The organism is Clostridium mobile, from assembly GCF_018918285.1.
GTDB lineage: Bacteria > Bacillota > Clostridia > Clostridiales > Clostridiaceae > Clostridium_AW > Clostridium_AW mobile.
Map to the genome: position 1 here is coordinate 677,917 of NZ_JAHLQF010000001.1, position 15,255 is coordinate 693,171.

Here is a 15,255-nt window from a genome sequence, read left to right on the forward strand (position 1 = left end):
CAAAACATATGAATAACTGTTCATATGTTCATTCTAGTACTATTATTAATATATGTCAATATATATTTATGTGTATTTACTTTTTCTTTTTTATTATGTATTATAATTGTAATTTATTCTTAAGGAGGTATTATTATGGAAAACACAAAAAAAATTAAAACTAGAGATGAAATAGAGCCCAAATACAAATGGGCAATAGATAAAATCTATTCTAATGAATCTTTGTGGGAAGAAGATTTTTCAAAGTTAAAAGAACTTACTCCCAAGTTATCTCACTATGAAGGAAAACTTAGTGATGGAAAGGAACTGTTTAATTTCTTAAAGCTTGATGAAGAAATTAGTAGATTAGCAGAAAAATTACACATATATGCTCATTGTAGAGCTGATGAAGATACAGCTAATACTAAATATCAAGCACTATGGAATAAAATTGTGAGCTTTATTCCTCAAATCAATGCTGAAAAATCTTTTTTTCTTCCTGAAATACTAGCTATGGATGAAAAGCATCTACTAAAAGAAATTGAAAATATTCCTGAACTTAAGATATATTCCTTTGCTATTAATGATATATTGAATCTAAAGCCGCACACTTTAAGTAAAGGAGAGGAGAGAATTTTAGCTGCTGTAAGCGATTCTTTAGAAGCTCCCGCTAATATTTTTAATATACTTTCAAATGCAGACATGACTTTTCCTAAAATAAAAGATGAGTCAGGTATTGAAGTTGAGCTTTCTGATAAAAATTATTCAATTTATATAACTTCAAAAGATAGAAGAGTTAGAGAAGATGCCTTTAAAACTTTATTTTCAACCTACGAAAAATTTAAAAATACCTTTGCTACTTCATTAACATCTTCCATGAAAGCTTTCATTTTTAATTCCCAAATGAGGAAATACTCTTCTTCTTTAGAAAGCTCATTAAAACCAAATAACATTCCTCTAGAAGTGTATTACAAAACTATAGAAACCATAAACAATAACCTATCTGCCCTTCATAGATACGTTAAGATTAAGAAACAGTTATTAGGGCTAGAGGAAATTCATATGTATGATTTATACGTTCCAATTATAAATACCCCTGATATAGAAGTATCTTATGAAGATGGGGTTAAATTAATAGAAAAAGGATTGAATCCTCTAGGAGAAGATTATTTAAAAATATTCAAAGGTGGCATAAAAGAAGGTTGGGTTGATGTATATGAAAATAAATGCAAAAGAGGAGGGGCTTATTCTACAGGTTCCTATGATACAATGCCTTACATACTTTTAAATTACCACAATAAAATTAATGATGTATCAACTTTAGCTCATGAGATGGGTCACTCTATACACTCATATTACTCTAATAAAACACAACCTTATATTTACTCAAACTATACTCTATTCTGTGCGGAAGTTGCTTCAATCACTAATGAATGCATTTTAATTGACTACTTAATAAAAAATGAACAGGATAAACTGAAAAAACTATACTATATTAACAACGAATTAGAACAGATTAGAACTACTGTATTTAGGCAAGTTATGTTTGCAGAATTTGAAATGATCACTCAAGGAGAACTTGAAAAAGGTACTCCATTGACTAGCGAAGAACTTTGCAACATATGGCATGATTTAAATGTAAAATACTTTGGACCTGAGATGATAGTAGATAAAGAAATAGACATGGAATGGGCTAGAATACCTCACTTCTACTACAATTTTTATGTATACCAATATGCAACAGGCTTTGCTGCAGCAAATTCCTTTAGTGAAAGAATACTAAAAGGAGAAGAAGGTGCTTTAGAAAACTATATATCCTTCTTAAAAAGTGGTGGCAGTGACTACCCTATAAATCTATTGAAGAAAGCTGGAGTAGACATGACTACTTCAAAACCTATGGAAGATACTATAAATAGATTCAATGAATTATTAGATATGTTAGAAGAAACAATTTCTTAATGAAAAAGCTTAAAATTTTAGGGATTTTGCATTGCAAAATCCCTTTATTAATTCTGAATTTCTAATTCTTAATGAAAATAACTATCTAATTAAATTAACCGCTTCTTCTAAAGAAATCATATTTTGTTCCCCTGAAGTCATGTTTTTAATTGTTAGTTTATTTTCTTTAACTTCATCTGGTCCTATTAATATAACATAAGGTATTTTTAGCTTATCTGCATATGCAAATTTCTTACCTATCTTTCCATCTTCTAGATAAAGTTCAGCAACTACCCCTTTGTTTCTTAATCCATTAGCAACCTTTATAGATTCTTCTATGCAATCATCCATTGGAATAACTAAAGCCTGGGATAAAGTTGATGAAGCATTCTCTCCCCATATATTAGCTTCTCTTAATTGATAAAATAATCTTGTAAGACCTATGGAAATTCCAACTCCAGGAAGCTTTTGATTTGTATAATATTCTGCTAAATTATCATACCTTCCACCTGAACAAACACTTCCAATACTTGGGTAATTATCTAGTATAGTTTCATACACTGTACCAGTATAGTAATCAAGTCCTCTTGCAATAGTAAGGTCTATTCTAAAGTTCTTTTCTGGCACATTGAAGCATCTTATATAATGTACTACTTTACTAAGTTCATCATATCCTTCTTTAAATACTTCACTATTAACTCCTAATTCACCTAAAGCTTTTAAAACTTGGTCGTTTTCTCCCTTTATTTTAATAAACTCCATTACTTTTTTAACTGCGCCTTCTTCAACGCCTAAATCCATTAACTCTTTAATTACAGCTTCTTCGCCAATCTTTTCTATCTTATCAATTGTCCTTAAAACATCGCCTTTATTAGTTATATTTAAATACTCAAAAAATCCATTCAATATCTTTCTATTATTGATTCTTATGGTGAAATCTTCAAAGCCCAATTCTTTAAAAGTAGAATATATTACGCTAGGTATTTCCGCATCGTTAATTATACTTAATTTTCCGTTACCAATAATATCTATATCAGCTTGATAAAATTCTCTAAAACGTCCTTTTTGATTTCTTTCTCCTCTGTACACCTTTGAAATATGATATCTTCTAAAAGGGAAATTTAGATCATTAAAATGCTGGGATACATATCTTGCCAAAGGTACTGTTAAATCAAACCTCATGGATATGTCCGTATCCCCTTTCATGAATCTATATATTTGTTTTTCCGTTTCTCCTCCACCTTTTGCTAAAAGTACCTCTGACTTTTCCATTACAGGTGTATCAAGTGGTATAAATCCAAACTTTTCATAATTATGTCTTATCGTATCCATCACTTTATTAAAAACTATTTGATCCGCAGGCAATAGTTCCATAAAACCAGGTAATATAGATGGCTTAACTATATCATTTGACAATTTTATCCCTCCATTTTACATATATGATTGCTTTCCTTTAGTTTCATATTATAACATAGTTTAACCAATTTTTAAATTTTATTATTCACTATTCATATCCTTTATGATAAAATGATTAATAGTCTAAATTGTAAAACAATTATTGCATTTACAGGAGTTGATTTTATGTTATTCTTTAACAAAAAGGTAAACCCAAGTACTATTAATGAAATAGGCGAAATAATAAACAAATACAATGAGGAATTTGAAGATTGCTATTTACCTCAAGGCACAAAATTTCTTTGGTATTTAGGCGGTCACGAAACTTTAGATTCTTTATGTGAAAATGAATTAATTAATTTTGATTTACATAAGCTTTTTGACTATAAAGAAATAGCTTTAGCCAAATGCTTAGATGAGCAACCTAAAGTTAGAAAGTCTTTTTTTTATTCTTTAAACAACATTAAGCAAAGTCAAGATTTAGAAGATGTTTCTTCTGTATTAGAATTCTTAGAAAATAAAGGCAAGGTATTTATTAATAATTACTTAAAAACCTTTCAAAAATCAGCAGAGCATTATAACAAAAAGCATAACAAAGGTAAATTACCTGAGTATAGGGAATTATATACTTGGGCAGATGATGAATATGTTTATTTCTTAGATAAGCTCTTCGTTTATTTAGGTGCCTTTAAAATAAAACTAGATAGCATAATAGATGTCTATCAAAGTGATGATATTGCTAGAACAGTTTTAAAATATAGCGAAAATGATGAAATTAATGAATTATATTTTAATTTAGAAGCATATGGAATGCTTAAACATTTTGCTCCTGATAAAAATGATTAAACTTTAAAGTTTAAAAAGACTTTTGGGTAAGTTATCCAAAAGTCTTTAGTTATAAATATTTTATAATACTTTTCTCAATTGTTCTGCGTCATACTCTTTTATGAACTTATTATTATATTCATCTCTTACTAATAATCTAACTATATTATCCTTAATTTTTAATACTCTTCCTTTAGTTTTAGTTCCTATTATATTAACTGGTGTGCCATAGCTTAAGTCTTTTATATTTTCCCCATTACAATAATTACATTTTTCGCTGCCGTTAATAACTCTTTTGCATTCTGTACAATAAAATAATTTTCCCATGATTTATCCCTCCAATTATTTTTGTCCATGTTTATATATTCTATATTTTCTGAATTTTTCCTCCTGGTTTAGTAAATATTTATCTTCTCAATATTTACTAAGTATTTTTATCTCTTCACTATATAGAACTTAAATAGTGCAAGTATCTCTCTTAAAAAATAATAATATTCTTTTTCCTTATGCTCTGTAACAAAAGCCCCTGAGAAAGAAGCATCTATTCCAGTTTTTTTAGCCATTAAAGAAGCTCTTTTTAAGTGAAATTTGTTAGATACTACGATAGCTTTATCAAACCCTCTCTCCTCCATGATTCTCTTACTCTGTTCTAAATTTTCCATGGTACTAGTGGATAAATCTTCTTTAATTATTGCATCTTCTGGTACACCTTTATTAACTAAATATCTTTTCATAGCTTCCGCTTCGCTTATATTTTCCCCTGGACCTTGTCCCCCTGAAGCGATTATATAATCCGCATATCCTTCTTTATATAGCCTATAACCTTCTTCTATTCTTGCCTTTAAAAATGGGCTAGGAGTCTCCCCATAAACACTACATCCAAGAATGATAATACTCTGGCTTTTTTCAGCTTTTGAATTCCACCCAAAATTATAAATTTTTAAAGCTAAAACTAAACATAGTGATATGCCAAGTACAATTATCCATATAAACACCTTTTTAACTTTAGTCATTTCATTCTCTCCTCTGTACGTTATCTCATAGCTAACCGTAACTAATACCCACACCTATTTAAGTGGGACAATAATGTATCTAATTTCTTTGATTAGTTCAGTTAAAATTTACTATATGATAATAGTATATCATTATTTGTACAAGTAAATTGAATTATATAGAAAAATTCCATTGAATAGGAAATTACAATTCAGTTTCACAAACAGAGAGCTAAGCATGTAGTGAAGCCGCTCTGAAAAAGTCGCTTTTTCACTACATGCTTAGCTCTCTTAGGTTTTATAGAGATACTTTCTAATTAAATTATATAAGATTAGTTTGCAATTATAAATTTCTACAAGTATATATATATCAGAAATAGGAACTGAGGTACATAATGACGTCGCGTCACAAAAAGGCGCTCCTCCCGCTATATACCTCAATTCCTTTATGTTTTACAGACATATTTTCAAATTTATATTATAACAGATTGTTTTCTCAAGCATTTATTTTTAAGATTTCATGTGCAAAACTTAAAAATGCTATGTAATGTGGCCTATGCATTTGAGCAAAATTTAGAAATTCTTAATTTATTTAGAAGGATGCCGTTAAAATGCTGCACATGTCTGACCGAAGGGAGTTTGTCAACATTAGGGATTTTTATAAAATAAATTTTAGAAGTTCTTATTGAAGCAAATCAGCATAATAAGCATTACATAGCATTTTTTATTTGTTTTACTTCTAAATTGTTTTCACAATTATAAGTTTCTATAAAGATAATGATGATAGATCTTTAGATAATAGATGTTGTGGAAATCTATTTTAGGAGATTTCTTAGATTATTTAAAAATCCTATGATTTTATGGGGTTTTATTGTGATCTAAAATAATTATGCAGGAGCATTTATAAGCCCGGCTTGCCTTTAGCATCACCATTCAATATCCTCGCATATTTTTAAAAACGCCTCTATCGAAGGAGAAATCCATTTATCTCTATGATGTACAACCTGAATGAACAATTTTAAGTCTTTCCCTGCCCAGTTAAGTTTGGCAAGCCTATGTGCAGCTATTTCATCATGGGCCTCATATAAGGGCAGCACTGTGATTCCAAAACCCAGCATAGCAAATTGTTTAAGTGTTTGTACGCTTCCTGTTTCCAGCATTGTCCGGAATGTTTCACGGGCATCCTCCATAACTGCCTGAAATAAATTTTGACAGCAGCAGCCGTGGGATACCAAAAGCATAGGATAGTTTGACACATCATGGGGAAAAACACTTTCTTTGTAAGCTAAAGGGTGGTCAGGTGAAACTAAGAGAGCCAAAGATTCTTCTCTTTGTATTTCAACCTTTAATTCGGGGGCATGCCATGCCCTGTCTAATAATACCGCGATATCAATTTGATTTTCTTTCAACCATATTTCCAATTCGTCTGTTGAGCCAATCTTTATGCTGAATTCCACCTCTGGATACTGCTTATGATATTCTTCCAGCAATTTAGGCAATTTAGCCGCACAAATGGATTCGTCTGCTCCGATTGTAAGAATTCCACGCGGGAATTTTGATGAAGAGAGTAAACCCTTTGCCTTTTCCCATGAACAAAGAAGTTCTCTTGCATATATAAGAAATTCTTCGCCTTCGGGTGTAAGGCATACTTTTTTACCTAATCTGTCAAATAAACGTACCCCCAGCTCCTTTTCCAGCATTTGAATTTGTGACGTTACAGAGGATTGAGCATATCCAAGCTGATCAGCCGCCTGCGTAAAATTATGCAAAGTAGCTACAGTTATAAATGCGTTAATTAATCTGATATCCATAGATTTTATCCTTTCATCTGTTTTTTCGATTTATCCAATAGAAACAATCAATTTCACCGATTTAAAAAATTATGTTATCATAATACCACATATCAAAAGCAAAAGACAACGCTTTGTTTTTGGCGTTGTATATTTGCGGGATTAAAGAACTGGAGGTATCTGTATGAAGGAAATTTTTAACCGCAGAAGTATTCGGAAATTTAAGAATATACCTGTGGAGAAAGAAAAAACAGATAGATTGCTGCGGGCAGCTATGCAAGCTCCCTCGGCACTCAATCAACAGCCATGGGAATTTATTGTTGTTGAGGATAAAGCGTCCTTACAAAAACTATCTAAGTCTATACCTGATGCAAAACCGGTTGAGAATTCAGGGCTAACATTGATTCTTGCAGCAAACAGCAGCAAGTTCAGATTTGAACCGGATTGGCAGTCGGATATGAGTGCGGCAGCGCAAAATATCTTATTGGAAGCGGTTCATTTGGAGCTTGGAGCTGTGTGGATAAGTATTTCATCTGTGGATTCCGCCATAAGTTATGTGAAGGAGATGTATAAACTGCCTTCTCATATTAAGCCCTTTGCATTGATTGCCGTTGGTTATCCGGATAATCAGAAAAATCAATTTATAGATCGATATAATGCTGAAAAAATCCACTATGAGAAATGGTAAGTGAAGGGCCAAAATGCGAATAGCATGAAAAATTGAAAAGGAGAAATTAGAGGATATTCAAGCTTAGTGGAAGCAAAAGATTTGGGAAAGAGCAGCAACAAAAATTCAATTTAGAAAGGATGATATTCGATGGGTAAGAAAATTCTTGTTATCACTGGAAGTCCCCGAAAAAAAGGAAACAGCTTCGCCATGACGGACGCTTTTGTCAATGCCGCAGAAGCAAAAGGCCACACCGTAACACGTTTTGATGCGGCGTTTATGAATGTAGGCGGATGCCGTGCGTGTGATACCTGCTTCCAAACAGGTAGAGCATGTAGCTTCGATGATGATTTCAACACAATAGCCCCGGAAATTGAGGCGGCGGACGCGATTGTATTCACTTCTCCGGTGTATTGGTACACTTTCAGCGCACAAATCAAGGCTGTCATGGACAAATTGTATGCCTTTATGACCGTAGAAAAAGATATTGCGAATAAGAAGCATGGGTTCGCAAGAAAAGGTATTGGGGGTAAGAAGTACGGATTGATATCCTGCTATGAAGAAAATGATATGTCCGTTATGGACGGCGTTCGTTTTTCTTATGAACGCACTGTTACAATGCTTAAAGGGACGTCTGTTGGTGAAGTGTTAATCCCGAACGTGTGGGACGTTAACGATATTCAAAAAACCGAGGGCATCGAGCAGGCTAAAGCTCTGGCAGAGAAATTTTAGTGTTCGGCTTTATGTGTATATAATATTATACTAACACCACAGATTGTTTTCTTGTACAAATATAGATTTCTACAAAGATAATTTAGTTTCACAAACAGAGAGCTAAGCATATAGTGAAGCCGCTCCATGAAAAGTCGCTTTTTCACTACATACTTAGCTCTATTGATCTAAATGGTTGGAAATAACTAAACCAGATAAAGATGTTATTGGAAATGTAAGATTACTTTTAGATAGTATTATCGAGCCTATTTATGTAAAAATAAGAACAGTATAGGAAAAGGCAACTTGTCTCTTTGCTTGATAAATATATGTAAATTATGTTAGTGACTTAAAGATATTAATTATATAATAAAAGAATAGTTAATACGTTATGGTAAAGAAATGCGAAATCAAGGAGAAAGAGATATGGGTTCAGAAACCAAACAAAGACTTGAACGATTAAAAGAAGAAAAAAATGCAAAATACGGATTTGTTATTAGTATAGATGAATACCAAGATATCAGTATTGAATTCTGGGGTATATAGATAACATATCTTTAGCAGTAAAATATGACGTAATCTTCTTAAATTGTGTAACTGTCTACTATTTAGTATAATAATTTTATGGAGATAAAAACACAGTTTCGGTTGGTAGTCCGAACCTATAATTTAAATATATAGCAGTAACCTGCCCTCCTGGGGTTGTCCATTCTCCGTTATTAGATTTTAAACAGGAGGTAATTTTATTATGTATGCAAGTGTAAAATTGACTGTATTTTTTGAAGAACCATTTTGGGTGGGTGTACTTGAAAAATGCGACTATGATTCTATATGTGTTTGTAGAGTAGTTTTTGGTGAAGAACCAAAGGATTATGAGATTTATGAATTTCTATTAAAAGAATATAGAAATCTCAAATTTAGCAGCCCTATATCTACTGATAAAATTGAAAAAGACAAAATAAATCCTAAAAGACTCCAAAGGAAAATTAAAAGAGAAATTAAAAACACTGGAGTTGGAACAAAAGCACAACTTGCTATGAAACAACAGTATGAAGTAAACAAAACTGAAAAAAGAAAAATTTCAAGAGAAGAAAAGGAACAAGAAAAAGAAAGACAGTATGCATTACGACAACACAAAAAGAAGGAAAAACACAGAGGACATTAGTCATAATATGCGTATAGAGCACACAACATTGTAAAACAAATAAAGAAATAGTGAATATAGAAAAAATAAAACATCGCACTATTCAAAAATAAATTTTGCGGTGTTTTTATACGGTCTTTTAAATATATTACAACATAAATGTAACATAATTACCATTAGTTAAGTCGAAATAGTAGAATTATACATCTCAATCTTAGAAAATAAGGTAGGTCCACAAAATGACTCTACCTTATTTTATATTTTCCAAAATAGGTGCTAATTTCTTTGACTAAATCCTTTCTGCAATTTGTAGCCACGTTTTCTTAGTCAAAAAGCTTTCTTCAACTTGTTCCTCTAACTCTAGAAAACGTTTATATGGTATACTAAAGGAAAGTATATCTTTATCGATGAATTTACGAGCTGATGGGTCTGTTAACCCGATAATGCACTTTGGATTCTCCGATTCCGTTTGTTCCATAGAATAGAGTATTGATTGCACACAGCCAGAAGCAAAGTCAACCTTGACATTATTCTGAGTCGGCTTATCGTAATTAGCAAACTGAACTAGAGCGGAAAGTTGGTCAGCATTAACTAGGAAGACAATTATCTCTGGTGTTTCTTCCTCTGTCAATTCTGCTAAGGGCTTAAAAACCATATAGTTTTTCGTATTAACTTCGGGTAATTTAGTAACAAATTCTGTAGCTAGCTTAGGGTTCTTTTTATAAAATTCTCCCTCTTTATTTCCTACCCCTCCAGTTGATAGAAAATATTCAATATAACTTAACTCAAACCGTTTGAAACCCAGTCCAGCTTTACCACCCACACAGGTAGTTGTATTAACATCAAACATAGCGACACGACCTTTGGAAGAAGCATTTAACATTGAGATTACACATCCCCACTTTCCTTCCTGAAACTGTAGAGCGCCCTCATGCTTAACATCTGTTCGAAATACTGCAACTGGTTGATTTTTAAGTTTTATAGCCTGCCCAATCTTGCTATTCATCTTAGCACTTCCTTCCAAATTATTTATTAATTTGCATATTAAAATAAATTAAATTCCCTCCTTTAATTATATTACTCTATCAATATTTATATCTAACCAAAATTGTTTCACATTTATAAATTTCTACAAATATAATTAAATTTCCAAATCATAGAGCTAAGTACATATTGAAGCCGGTCCAATGAAAAGTCGCTTTTTCAATACATACTTAGCTCTCTTGTATTTTATAACTACATTTTATTTTCAAATCATAATAAATTAGTTTTTATATTTTCTCAACAGTATATATTCATTAGTTTTTATTTAAAATACTTTTTTAACTGCTCTAAACTATCAATATCAAATATATCTGTAGCTATAACGTCAATAGTTTCTTCATCCAAAGATTTTATCTTTTCTTTATATTCCTCAGGAAAAGTTTTAAATTTTTTTATAAGCTGTTTTATAAGAATTTCTGATTTACCTTCCTCTTTTCCCTTCTTTATACCTTCCTTTAGTCCTTCTTTTACGCCATCCTCTCTCAACATCTTTCCTATTTCGGTCATAGATATCAACTCCTTAAATTTTATTTTCGATAATTCATCTCCAAATTTATCAAACAAAGCATATAGTAAACTTAAACATTGCAATTTCTCATTACCTTCTGGCATTTTACCCGCTAACTCTATACTGTCTAAAGTTCTTTTGCTTCTACTTTCCTTACCATTCATCAAAGGTATAAAACTTAGTGTTACTATATCCTTACCGCTTAAAGTGTCTCCTCTTTCTATTTTATCCTCTAAACGCTTTAATTTTTCATCGCCGTCTAAATTCTTCATGTAAAAAGCTTCTACTTCATATTTTATAGTCCCTGCATCTATAGAAGTTTCAACATCTTCTATGTCTGCTGAATAAATTACTATGGTCCTTATTTTTCTCTTTTTCTTATAAAAAAGCGATGCATCATAATATAGAAATCTCTTAATGTCTTCCTTTTTATTCGTAGTCTGAAATTCAAAATGTAGATAACTTCCATCTTCCGTGTAAAAAAGATAGTCAGTATAGTTAGTTTTAATATCTATGTTCTTTATTTCAGTTTCTGCTGGAGCTATTATTTTAGTGTCTATTCCAAAAAATTTTACAGCATTGTCTTTAAAGAATTCCATAGCCTTTTTCAAAACTGCATCCTCTACCTTATTATAATCCATATTCATCCTCTCTTTCTACTGGTAATTATACATTGGTATATTCCATATTATTTCCAACAAAAAAAGTTTTATACGAATATACGTTCGTAAATTTATTTTAGAAAATTAGACATCTAAATATCTAACTAAAATTATTTTCTAATTTATAAATTTCTACAAAATGATTATAGTAAAGATGTTCATTATATAATAAAATAACAGTTACTACGTTAAGGATGTGATATATTAATCACATCCTTAAAACTATTAGTTATTCCACTTTTGCCAGTTTGAATCATGTTTTTTTAACGTTACATTATTAACTCTGAGCCTTCCATTTTCAAATACGTACTCCATGACAATGACAGCTATACTTACATCATTACCGACAACTATATTCATTTCAGCTATCAATTTGTTATCAATCACTTTATATTCCTGTACAGATCCAAAACCAACTTCATTACCCCAATACGCAAGACTTGACTCCTTAGCCGTCATAGTATGATCATTACCTTTAATATTTATAGTAACAGTTACAATACCATCTTTCTTTGTCAATTTTCCTTTGATATTTTGGTATATGCCTTCACGTGGGTCCATTACATAAATGTCATAAAAAAAGCCCTCTTTATCAAACCTAAAGACATGGACATCTTGTAGTAATATTCCTGTACCATAACCTGATGTTGATATTACAATTAACTCTTTTTTTCCATCATTATTTATGTCACTTAGATTAAATGTAGGTTTCCGCACTGGGTTTGTATCTATTTGCCAACAAGAAAAGTACTTTTCATGATCTCTTACAGAAAGCACTATTTCTCTATATACGCCATCGTGTTCTTCTGCCCTCTTCCAGTCCATAGCATATAAATAAATATTCTCTTCTGTCCATGAAGATATTAGTTTGCCATCTTTTACATTCCAAAGAGCTTTGTCTAACGCTTTGTTTGTTGATGATATAGGTACACTATTTATAAAACTTGCTATTAATATCGGTAGTATGAAACATATTTTAAAAAACATGATAATCACCTCTACATAGTATGTACATTTGATGATTTATTAATAATTCATCCTTTTCTTATGCTATATCGGCAAAGTAATAAATGACGGACTAAAAAATTTGAGCTAGTATTCATACTATCTCAACTATTGAGGAATGTAACTTTTAATATGTTCAAATTTTTCAATTTTAACATTACCTCCTGCACTTACTATGAAAGTAATATTGTCAGTACCTACAGTGTTATGCGCACCAATGTATGGATTTACTTGCAGTTTGATGATGAAAAGTTCTGTACGGTTACCATTAGGTCGTTCAACACTTAAAATATCAGTGCTCCAATTATCAAAACTATATGATTTACCATAGTAATCCGTTATTGCCTTACTGATATATGGCTCAAGAAGCGTAAAAAAGATATCTTGATACAATTCTTCTCTTGAACCTTCAGGTGGTCTGTAAGGATTGACCATAAACAATATTTTTTTATTATCCGACGCATATACAGTATTAAAAGAAAATATATTCATAACTATCATTATTGAAATAACTATAACAAATATAAACTTTTTCAAGCTAATCACCTCCATAATTATTCCTATATTAGTTTATACTAATACAAGTTATTAATTAGTGGAAGGTAAATGTGATAATGGTATAAAATATAAGTTTGTATTGTATGTTGAGAAGTAATCTTCTTATATTGCATAGCAATATATAGTTGAACCTTAACATAAGATGCAACCAATTTTTCTCTCAAATATTTATCTCTTAAATTCTATTGTGTAAAACTTAAAAATGCTATGTAATGCGCCATATGTATTTGAGCAAGATTTAGAAATTCTTAATTTATTTTAGAAAAATACCATTAATATGCTGTACATGTCTGACCGAAGGGAGTTTGTCAGCATTAGGGAGTTTTATAAATAGAATAATTATAACAAAGATATTCATTATATAATAAAAAAACAGTTAATATATTATAGTAAGTTTGTGTGTAATAAAGATTTATTTTAAACGAGGTGATGAGATGAAATCACTACCAAATTTTATATCCTTTAGTAGAATAATTTTTTCTTTGATTTTAATTTATACTAAGCCATCGAGCTCAGCCTTTTATGTAATATATATTATTTGTGGATTTAGTGACATTATAGATGGATTTATTGCCAGGAAGACAGGCACAACAAGCACTCTTGGTGCAAAGCTTGATTCCATAGCTGACATGATAATGGCAGGTGTATTGTTGCTTTTGATTTACCCAATTTTAAATCCTACAACTAAAGTTGTTATTTGGATTGTTTTAATTGGTATGATTAGATTATCATCCATGTTTGTAGCCATGAAAAAATATAAAACTTTTGCAAGTATTCATACTTACGGAAATAAAATTGCTGGTATAATTTTGTTCCTGTTCCCTATACTGATTCCCTATGTTAATACAACTATATTAATGTATATAACTTGTATTGTGGCAAGTATATCGGCAATTGAAGAACTGATTATTCAACTCACATCAAACAAACTGGAATTAAATAAACAAAGTATATTCATAAAATGAGGGAAATTTTTTAATAGAAACTATAGCGGACGCTGAAGTAAGAGGTTGAACCTTAACATGAGATCCAATCAATTTTTTTCTCAAATATTTATCTTTTAAATTTTATTGTGAAAAACTTAAAAATGCTATGTAATGGGGCTTATGCATTTGAGCAAGATCTAGAGACTTTTAAAGATAGTTAGATTAATAGATAAATAGATAAATATCTAACTAAAATTATTTTCTTATTTATAAAATTCTACAAAATGATTATAGCAAAGATGTTTATTATATAATAAAATAACAGTTAATACACTATAGTTATATATTACGAATTATCAACATGTTATACATAGAAAATAGTATAGAAGGAAGGTGTACTTTAGTGAGAGTTTGGTACTTATTATACACTCTCTTACTAAAGATAAATGATGAATATCGAAATTAGAGAGATTACATCTGAAAACTTAAAAGAAGTTTTATCTCTACATGTAAGTGAAACCCAAAAATCATATGTGGAATCTACAAAACAATGTTTAAAAGATGCTACAGAATGTAATTGTTATCGACCTACAGGTCTTTATCAGGATGGGATTATGGTTGGATTTGCAATGTATGGATTTTTTCCTGATGAGGATGGAAATGGTCGGGTGTGGTTGGACAGATATTTAATTGATGAGCGTTTTCAAGGAAAAGGACTTGGAAGTATTATGTTAGAGGAATTAATTACACACCTTATTAAAATATATAATTGTAATAAAATTTATTTAAGTCTTTATGAAGACAATCAGCGAGCTCTCCATTTATATCAAAAATTCGGCTTTCACTTTAATGGAGAGTTAGACATTAATGGAGAAAAAGTAATGGTAAATGTATTATAAATACTACTTTTGTGTGTCAATAATTATTTAATTAGATTTCACACATTTTTATATTACTCTATCAATTATATATATAACAGAGTAAAATTTTTTAATAGAAGCTATAGTGTATGTTGAAGTAAGAGCTTGAACCTTAAGATAAGATGTGCTTAAAGATGTTTAGATAATCAAATCAATAGATGGTATTTAAGTTCTATTATGTTTTACAGATC

At 30.6% G+C, this 15,255-nt stretch carries 15 protein-coding genes; 7 read left to right on the top strand and 8 right to left on the bottom strand.

The genetic code is table 11. The annotated features are described in order from the left end of the window. Positions 1–135: 135 nt before the first annotated feature. Positions 136–1,938: an oligoendopeptidase F gene (pepF, locus tag KQI86_RS03375; protein WP_216437738.1), complete on the top strand. Its 1,803-nt coding sequence runs from the start codon at positions 136–138 to the stop codon at positions 1,936–1,938. A gap of 81 nt (positions 1,939–2,019) precedes the next feature. On the opposite strand, the gene hisS is transcribed toward pepF, so the two are convergent. Beyond that, complete coding sequence (gene hisS / locus KQI86_RS03380; RefSeq protein WP_216437739.1) at positions 2,020–3,333, bottom strand: histidine--tRNA ligase; 1,314 nt, start codon at positions 3,331–3,333, stop codon at positions 2,020–2,022. Positions 3,334–3,498: 165 nt separating this feature from the next. Here hisS and KQI86_RS03385 point away from each other — a divergent pair, with 165 nt between their 5' ends. Further along, on the top strand, positions 3,499–4,158 hold the full coding sequence (locus tag KQI86_RS03385) for a hypothetical protein (protein WP_216437740.1): 660 nt from the start codon (positions 3,499–3,501) through the stop codon (positions 4,156–4,158). Between the two features lie 60 nt (positions 4,159–4,218). Here the strand turns inward: KQI86_RS03385 and KQI86_RS03390 are convergent, their stop codons facing one another. The 3 genes from KQI86_RS03390 to KQI86_RS03400 form a co-directional block, all read right to left on the bottom strand. Continuing rightward, the gene (locus tag KQI86_RS03390; RefSeq protein ID WP_216437741.1) at positions 4,219–4,464 is read right to left on the bottom strand and encodes a hypothetical protein; all 246 of its coding nucleotides are present in this window, start codon (positions 4,462–4,464) and stop codon (positions 4,219–4,221) included. Between the two features lie 107 nt (positions 4,465–4,571). Then, positions 4,572–5,150, bottom strand: coding sequence for a YdcF family protein (locus KQI86_RS03395; protein WP_216437742.1), 579 nt, complete (start codon positions 5,148–5,150; stop codon positions 4,572–4,574). A 905-nt stretch (positions 5,151–6,055) separates the two neighbouring features. Beyond that, entirely contained in the window at positions 6,056–6,940 is an 885-nt protein-coding gene (locus tag KQI86_RS03400; RefSeq protein WP_216437743.1) for a LysR family transcriptional regulator, read from the bottom strand. Between the two features lie 163 nt (positions 6,941–7,103). On the opposite strand from KQI86_RS03400, the gene KQI86_RS03405 reads away from it, so the two are divergent. The 3 genes from KQI86_RS03405 (at position 7,104) to KQI86_RS03415 (ending at position 9,462) form a co-directional block, all read left to right on the top strand. Next, positions 7,104–7,607: a nitroreductase family protein gene (locus KQI86_RS03405; protein WP_216437744.1), complete on the top strand. Its 504-nt coding sequence runs from the start codon at positions 7,104–7,106 to the stop codon at positions 7,605–7,607. A 129-nt stretch (positions 7,608–7,736) separates the two neighbouring features. Beyond that, positions 7,737–8,318, top strand: a complete 582-nt coding sequence (locus KQI86_RS03410; protein WP_216437745.1) for a flavodoxin family protein — start codon at positions 7,737–7,739, stop codon at positions 8,316–8,318. Between the two features lie 727 nt (positions 8,319–9,045). Next, entirely contained in the window at positions 9,046–9,462 is a 417-nt protein-coding gene (locus tag KQI86_RS03415; protein ID WP_216437746.1) for a YjdF family protein, read from the top strand. A 268-nt stretch (positions 9,463–9,730) separates the two neighbouring features. Here the strand turns inward: KQI86_RS03415 and KQI86_RS03420 are convergent, their stop codons facing one another. The 4 genes from KQI86_RS03420 to KQI86_RS03435 all read right to left on the bottom strand — a co-directional run bounded on the left by KQI86_RS03420 (position 9,731) and on the right by KQI86_RS03435 (position 13,212). Beyond that, entirely contained in the window at positions 9,731–10,447 is a 717-nt protein-coding gene (locus KQI86_RS03420; RefSeq protein WP_216437747.1) for a DUF169 domain-containing protein, read from the bottom strand. A 299-nt stretch (positions 10,448–10,746) separates the two neighbouring features. After that, the gene (locus tag KQI86_RS03425) at positions 10,747–11,634 is read right to left on the bottom strand and encodes a DUF4351 domain-containing protein (RefSeq protein ID WP_216437748.1); all 888 of its coding nucleotides are present in this window, start codon (positions 11,632–11,634) and stop codon (positions 10,747–10,749) included. A 246-nt stretch (positions 11,635–11,880) separates the two neighbouring features. After that, the gene (locus KQI86_RS03430; protein ID WP_216437749.1) at positions 11,881–12,642 is read right to left on the bottom strand and encodes a PliI family lysozyme inhibitor of I-type lysozyme; all 762 of its coding nucleotides are present in this window, start codon (positions 12,640–12,642) and stop codon (positions 11,881–11,883) included. Positions 12,643–12,768: 126 nt separating this feature from the next. Beyond that, a complete protein-coding gene (locus KQI86_RS03435; protein WP_216437750.1) occupies positions 12,769–13,212 on the bottom strand; it encodes a DUF3888 domain-containing protein in 444 nt (147 codons plus the stop codon). Between the two features lie 440 nt (positions 13,213–13,652). On the opposite strand from KQI86_RS03435, the gene KQI86_RS03440 reads away from it, so the two are divergent. Both KQI86_RS03440 and KQI86_RS03445 read left to right on the top strand, forming a co-directional pair. Further along, positions 13,653–14,183 carry a CDP-alcohol phosphatidyltransferase family protein gene (locus KQI86_RS03440; RefSeq protein ID WP_216437751.1) on the top strand — a complete coding sequence of 177 codons (531 nt, stop codon included), beginning with the start codon at positions 13,653–13,655 and terminating at the stop codon, positions 14,181–14,183. A 407-nt stretch (positions 14,184–14,590) separates the two neighbouring features. After that, positions 14,591–15,043 (top strand): GNAT family N-acetyltransferase, encoded by a 453-nt coding sequence (locus KQI86_RS03445; RefSeq protein WP_343216132.1) that lies wholly within the window; start codon positions 14,591–14,593, stop codon positions 15,041–15,043. The last annotated feature ends 212 nt before the right edge of the window (positions 15,044–15,255 follow it).

What these genes read in the sequence shown, in the direction of transcription:
- pepF (WP_216437738.1), top strand. Translation starts at nt 136, where the DNA reads ATGGAAAACACAAAAAAAATTAAAACTAGAGATGAAATAGAGCCCAAA.
- KQI86_RS03385 (WP_216437740.1), top strand. Translation starts at nt 3,499, where the DNA reads ATGTTATTCTTTAACAAAAAGGTAAACCCAAGTACTATTAATGAAATA.
- KQI86_RS03390 (WP_216437741.1), bottom strand. Translation starts at nt 4,464, where the DNA reads ATGGGAAAATTATTTTATTGTACAGAATGCAAAAGAGTTATTAACGGC.
- KQI86_RS03395 (WP_216437742.1), bottom strand. Translation starts at nt 5,150, where the DNA reads ATGACTAAAGTTAAAAAGGTGTTTATATGGATAATTGTACTTGGCATA.
- KQI86_RS03400 (WP_216437743.1), bottom strand. Translation starts at nt 6,940, where the DNA reads ATGGATATCAGATTAATTAACGCATTTATAACTGTAGCTACTTTGCAT.
- KQI86_RS03405 (WP_216437744.1), top strand. Translation starts at nt 7,104, where the DNA reads ATGAAGGAAATTTTTAACCGCAGAAGTATTCGGAAATTTAAGAATATA.
- KQI86_RS03410 (WP_216437745.1), top strand. Translation starts at nt 7,737, where the DNA reads ATGGGTAAGAAAATTCTTGTTATCACTGGAAGTCCCCGAAAAAAAGGA.
- KQI86_RS03415 (WP_216437746.1), top strand. Translation starts at nt 9,046, where the DNA reads ATGTATGCAAGTGTAAAATTGACTGTATTTTTTGAAGAACCATTTTGG.
- KQI86_RS03420 (WP_216437747.1), bottom strand. Translation starts at nt 10,447, where the DNA reads ATGAATAGCAAGATTGGGCAGGCTATAAAACTTAAAAATCAACCAGTT.
- KQI86_RS03425 (WP_216437748.1), bottom strand. Translation starts at nt 11,634, where the DNA reads ATGGATTATAATAAGGTAGAGGATGCAGTTTTGAAAAAGGCTATGGAA.
- KQI86_RS03430 (WP_216437749.1), bottom strand. Translation starts at nt 12,642, where the DNA reads ATGTTTTTTAAAATATGTTTCATACTACCGATATTAATAGCAAGTTTT.
- KQI86_RS03435 (WP_216437750.1), bottom strand. Translation starts at nt 13,212, where the DNA reads ATGGAGGTGATTAGCTTGAAAAAGTTTATATTTGTTATAGTTATTTCA.
- KQI86_RS03440 (WP_216437751.1), top strand. Translation starts at nt 13,653, where the DNA reads ATGAAATCACTACCAAATTTTATATCCTTTAGTAGAATAATTTTTTCT.
- KQI86_RS03445 (WP_343216132.1), top strand. Translation starts at nt 14,591, where the DNA reads ATGATGAATATCGAAATTAGAGAGATTACATCTGAAAACTTAAAAGAA.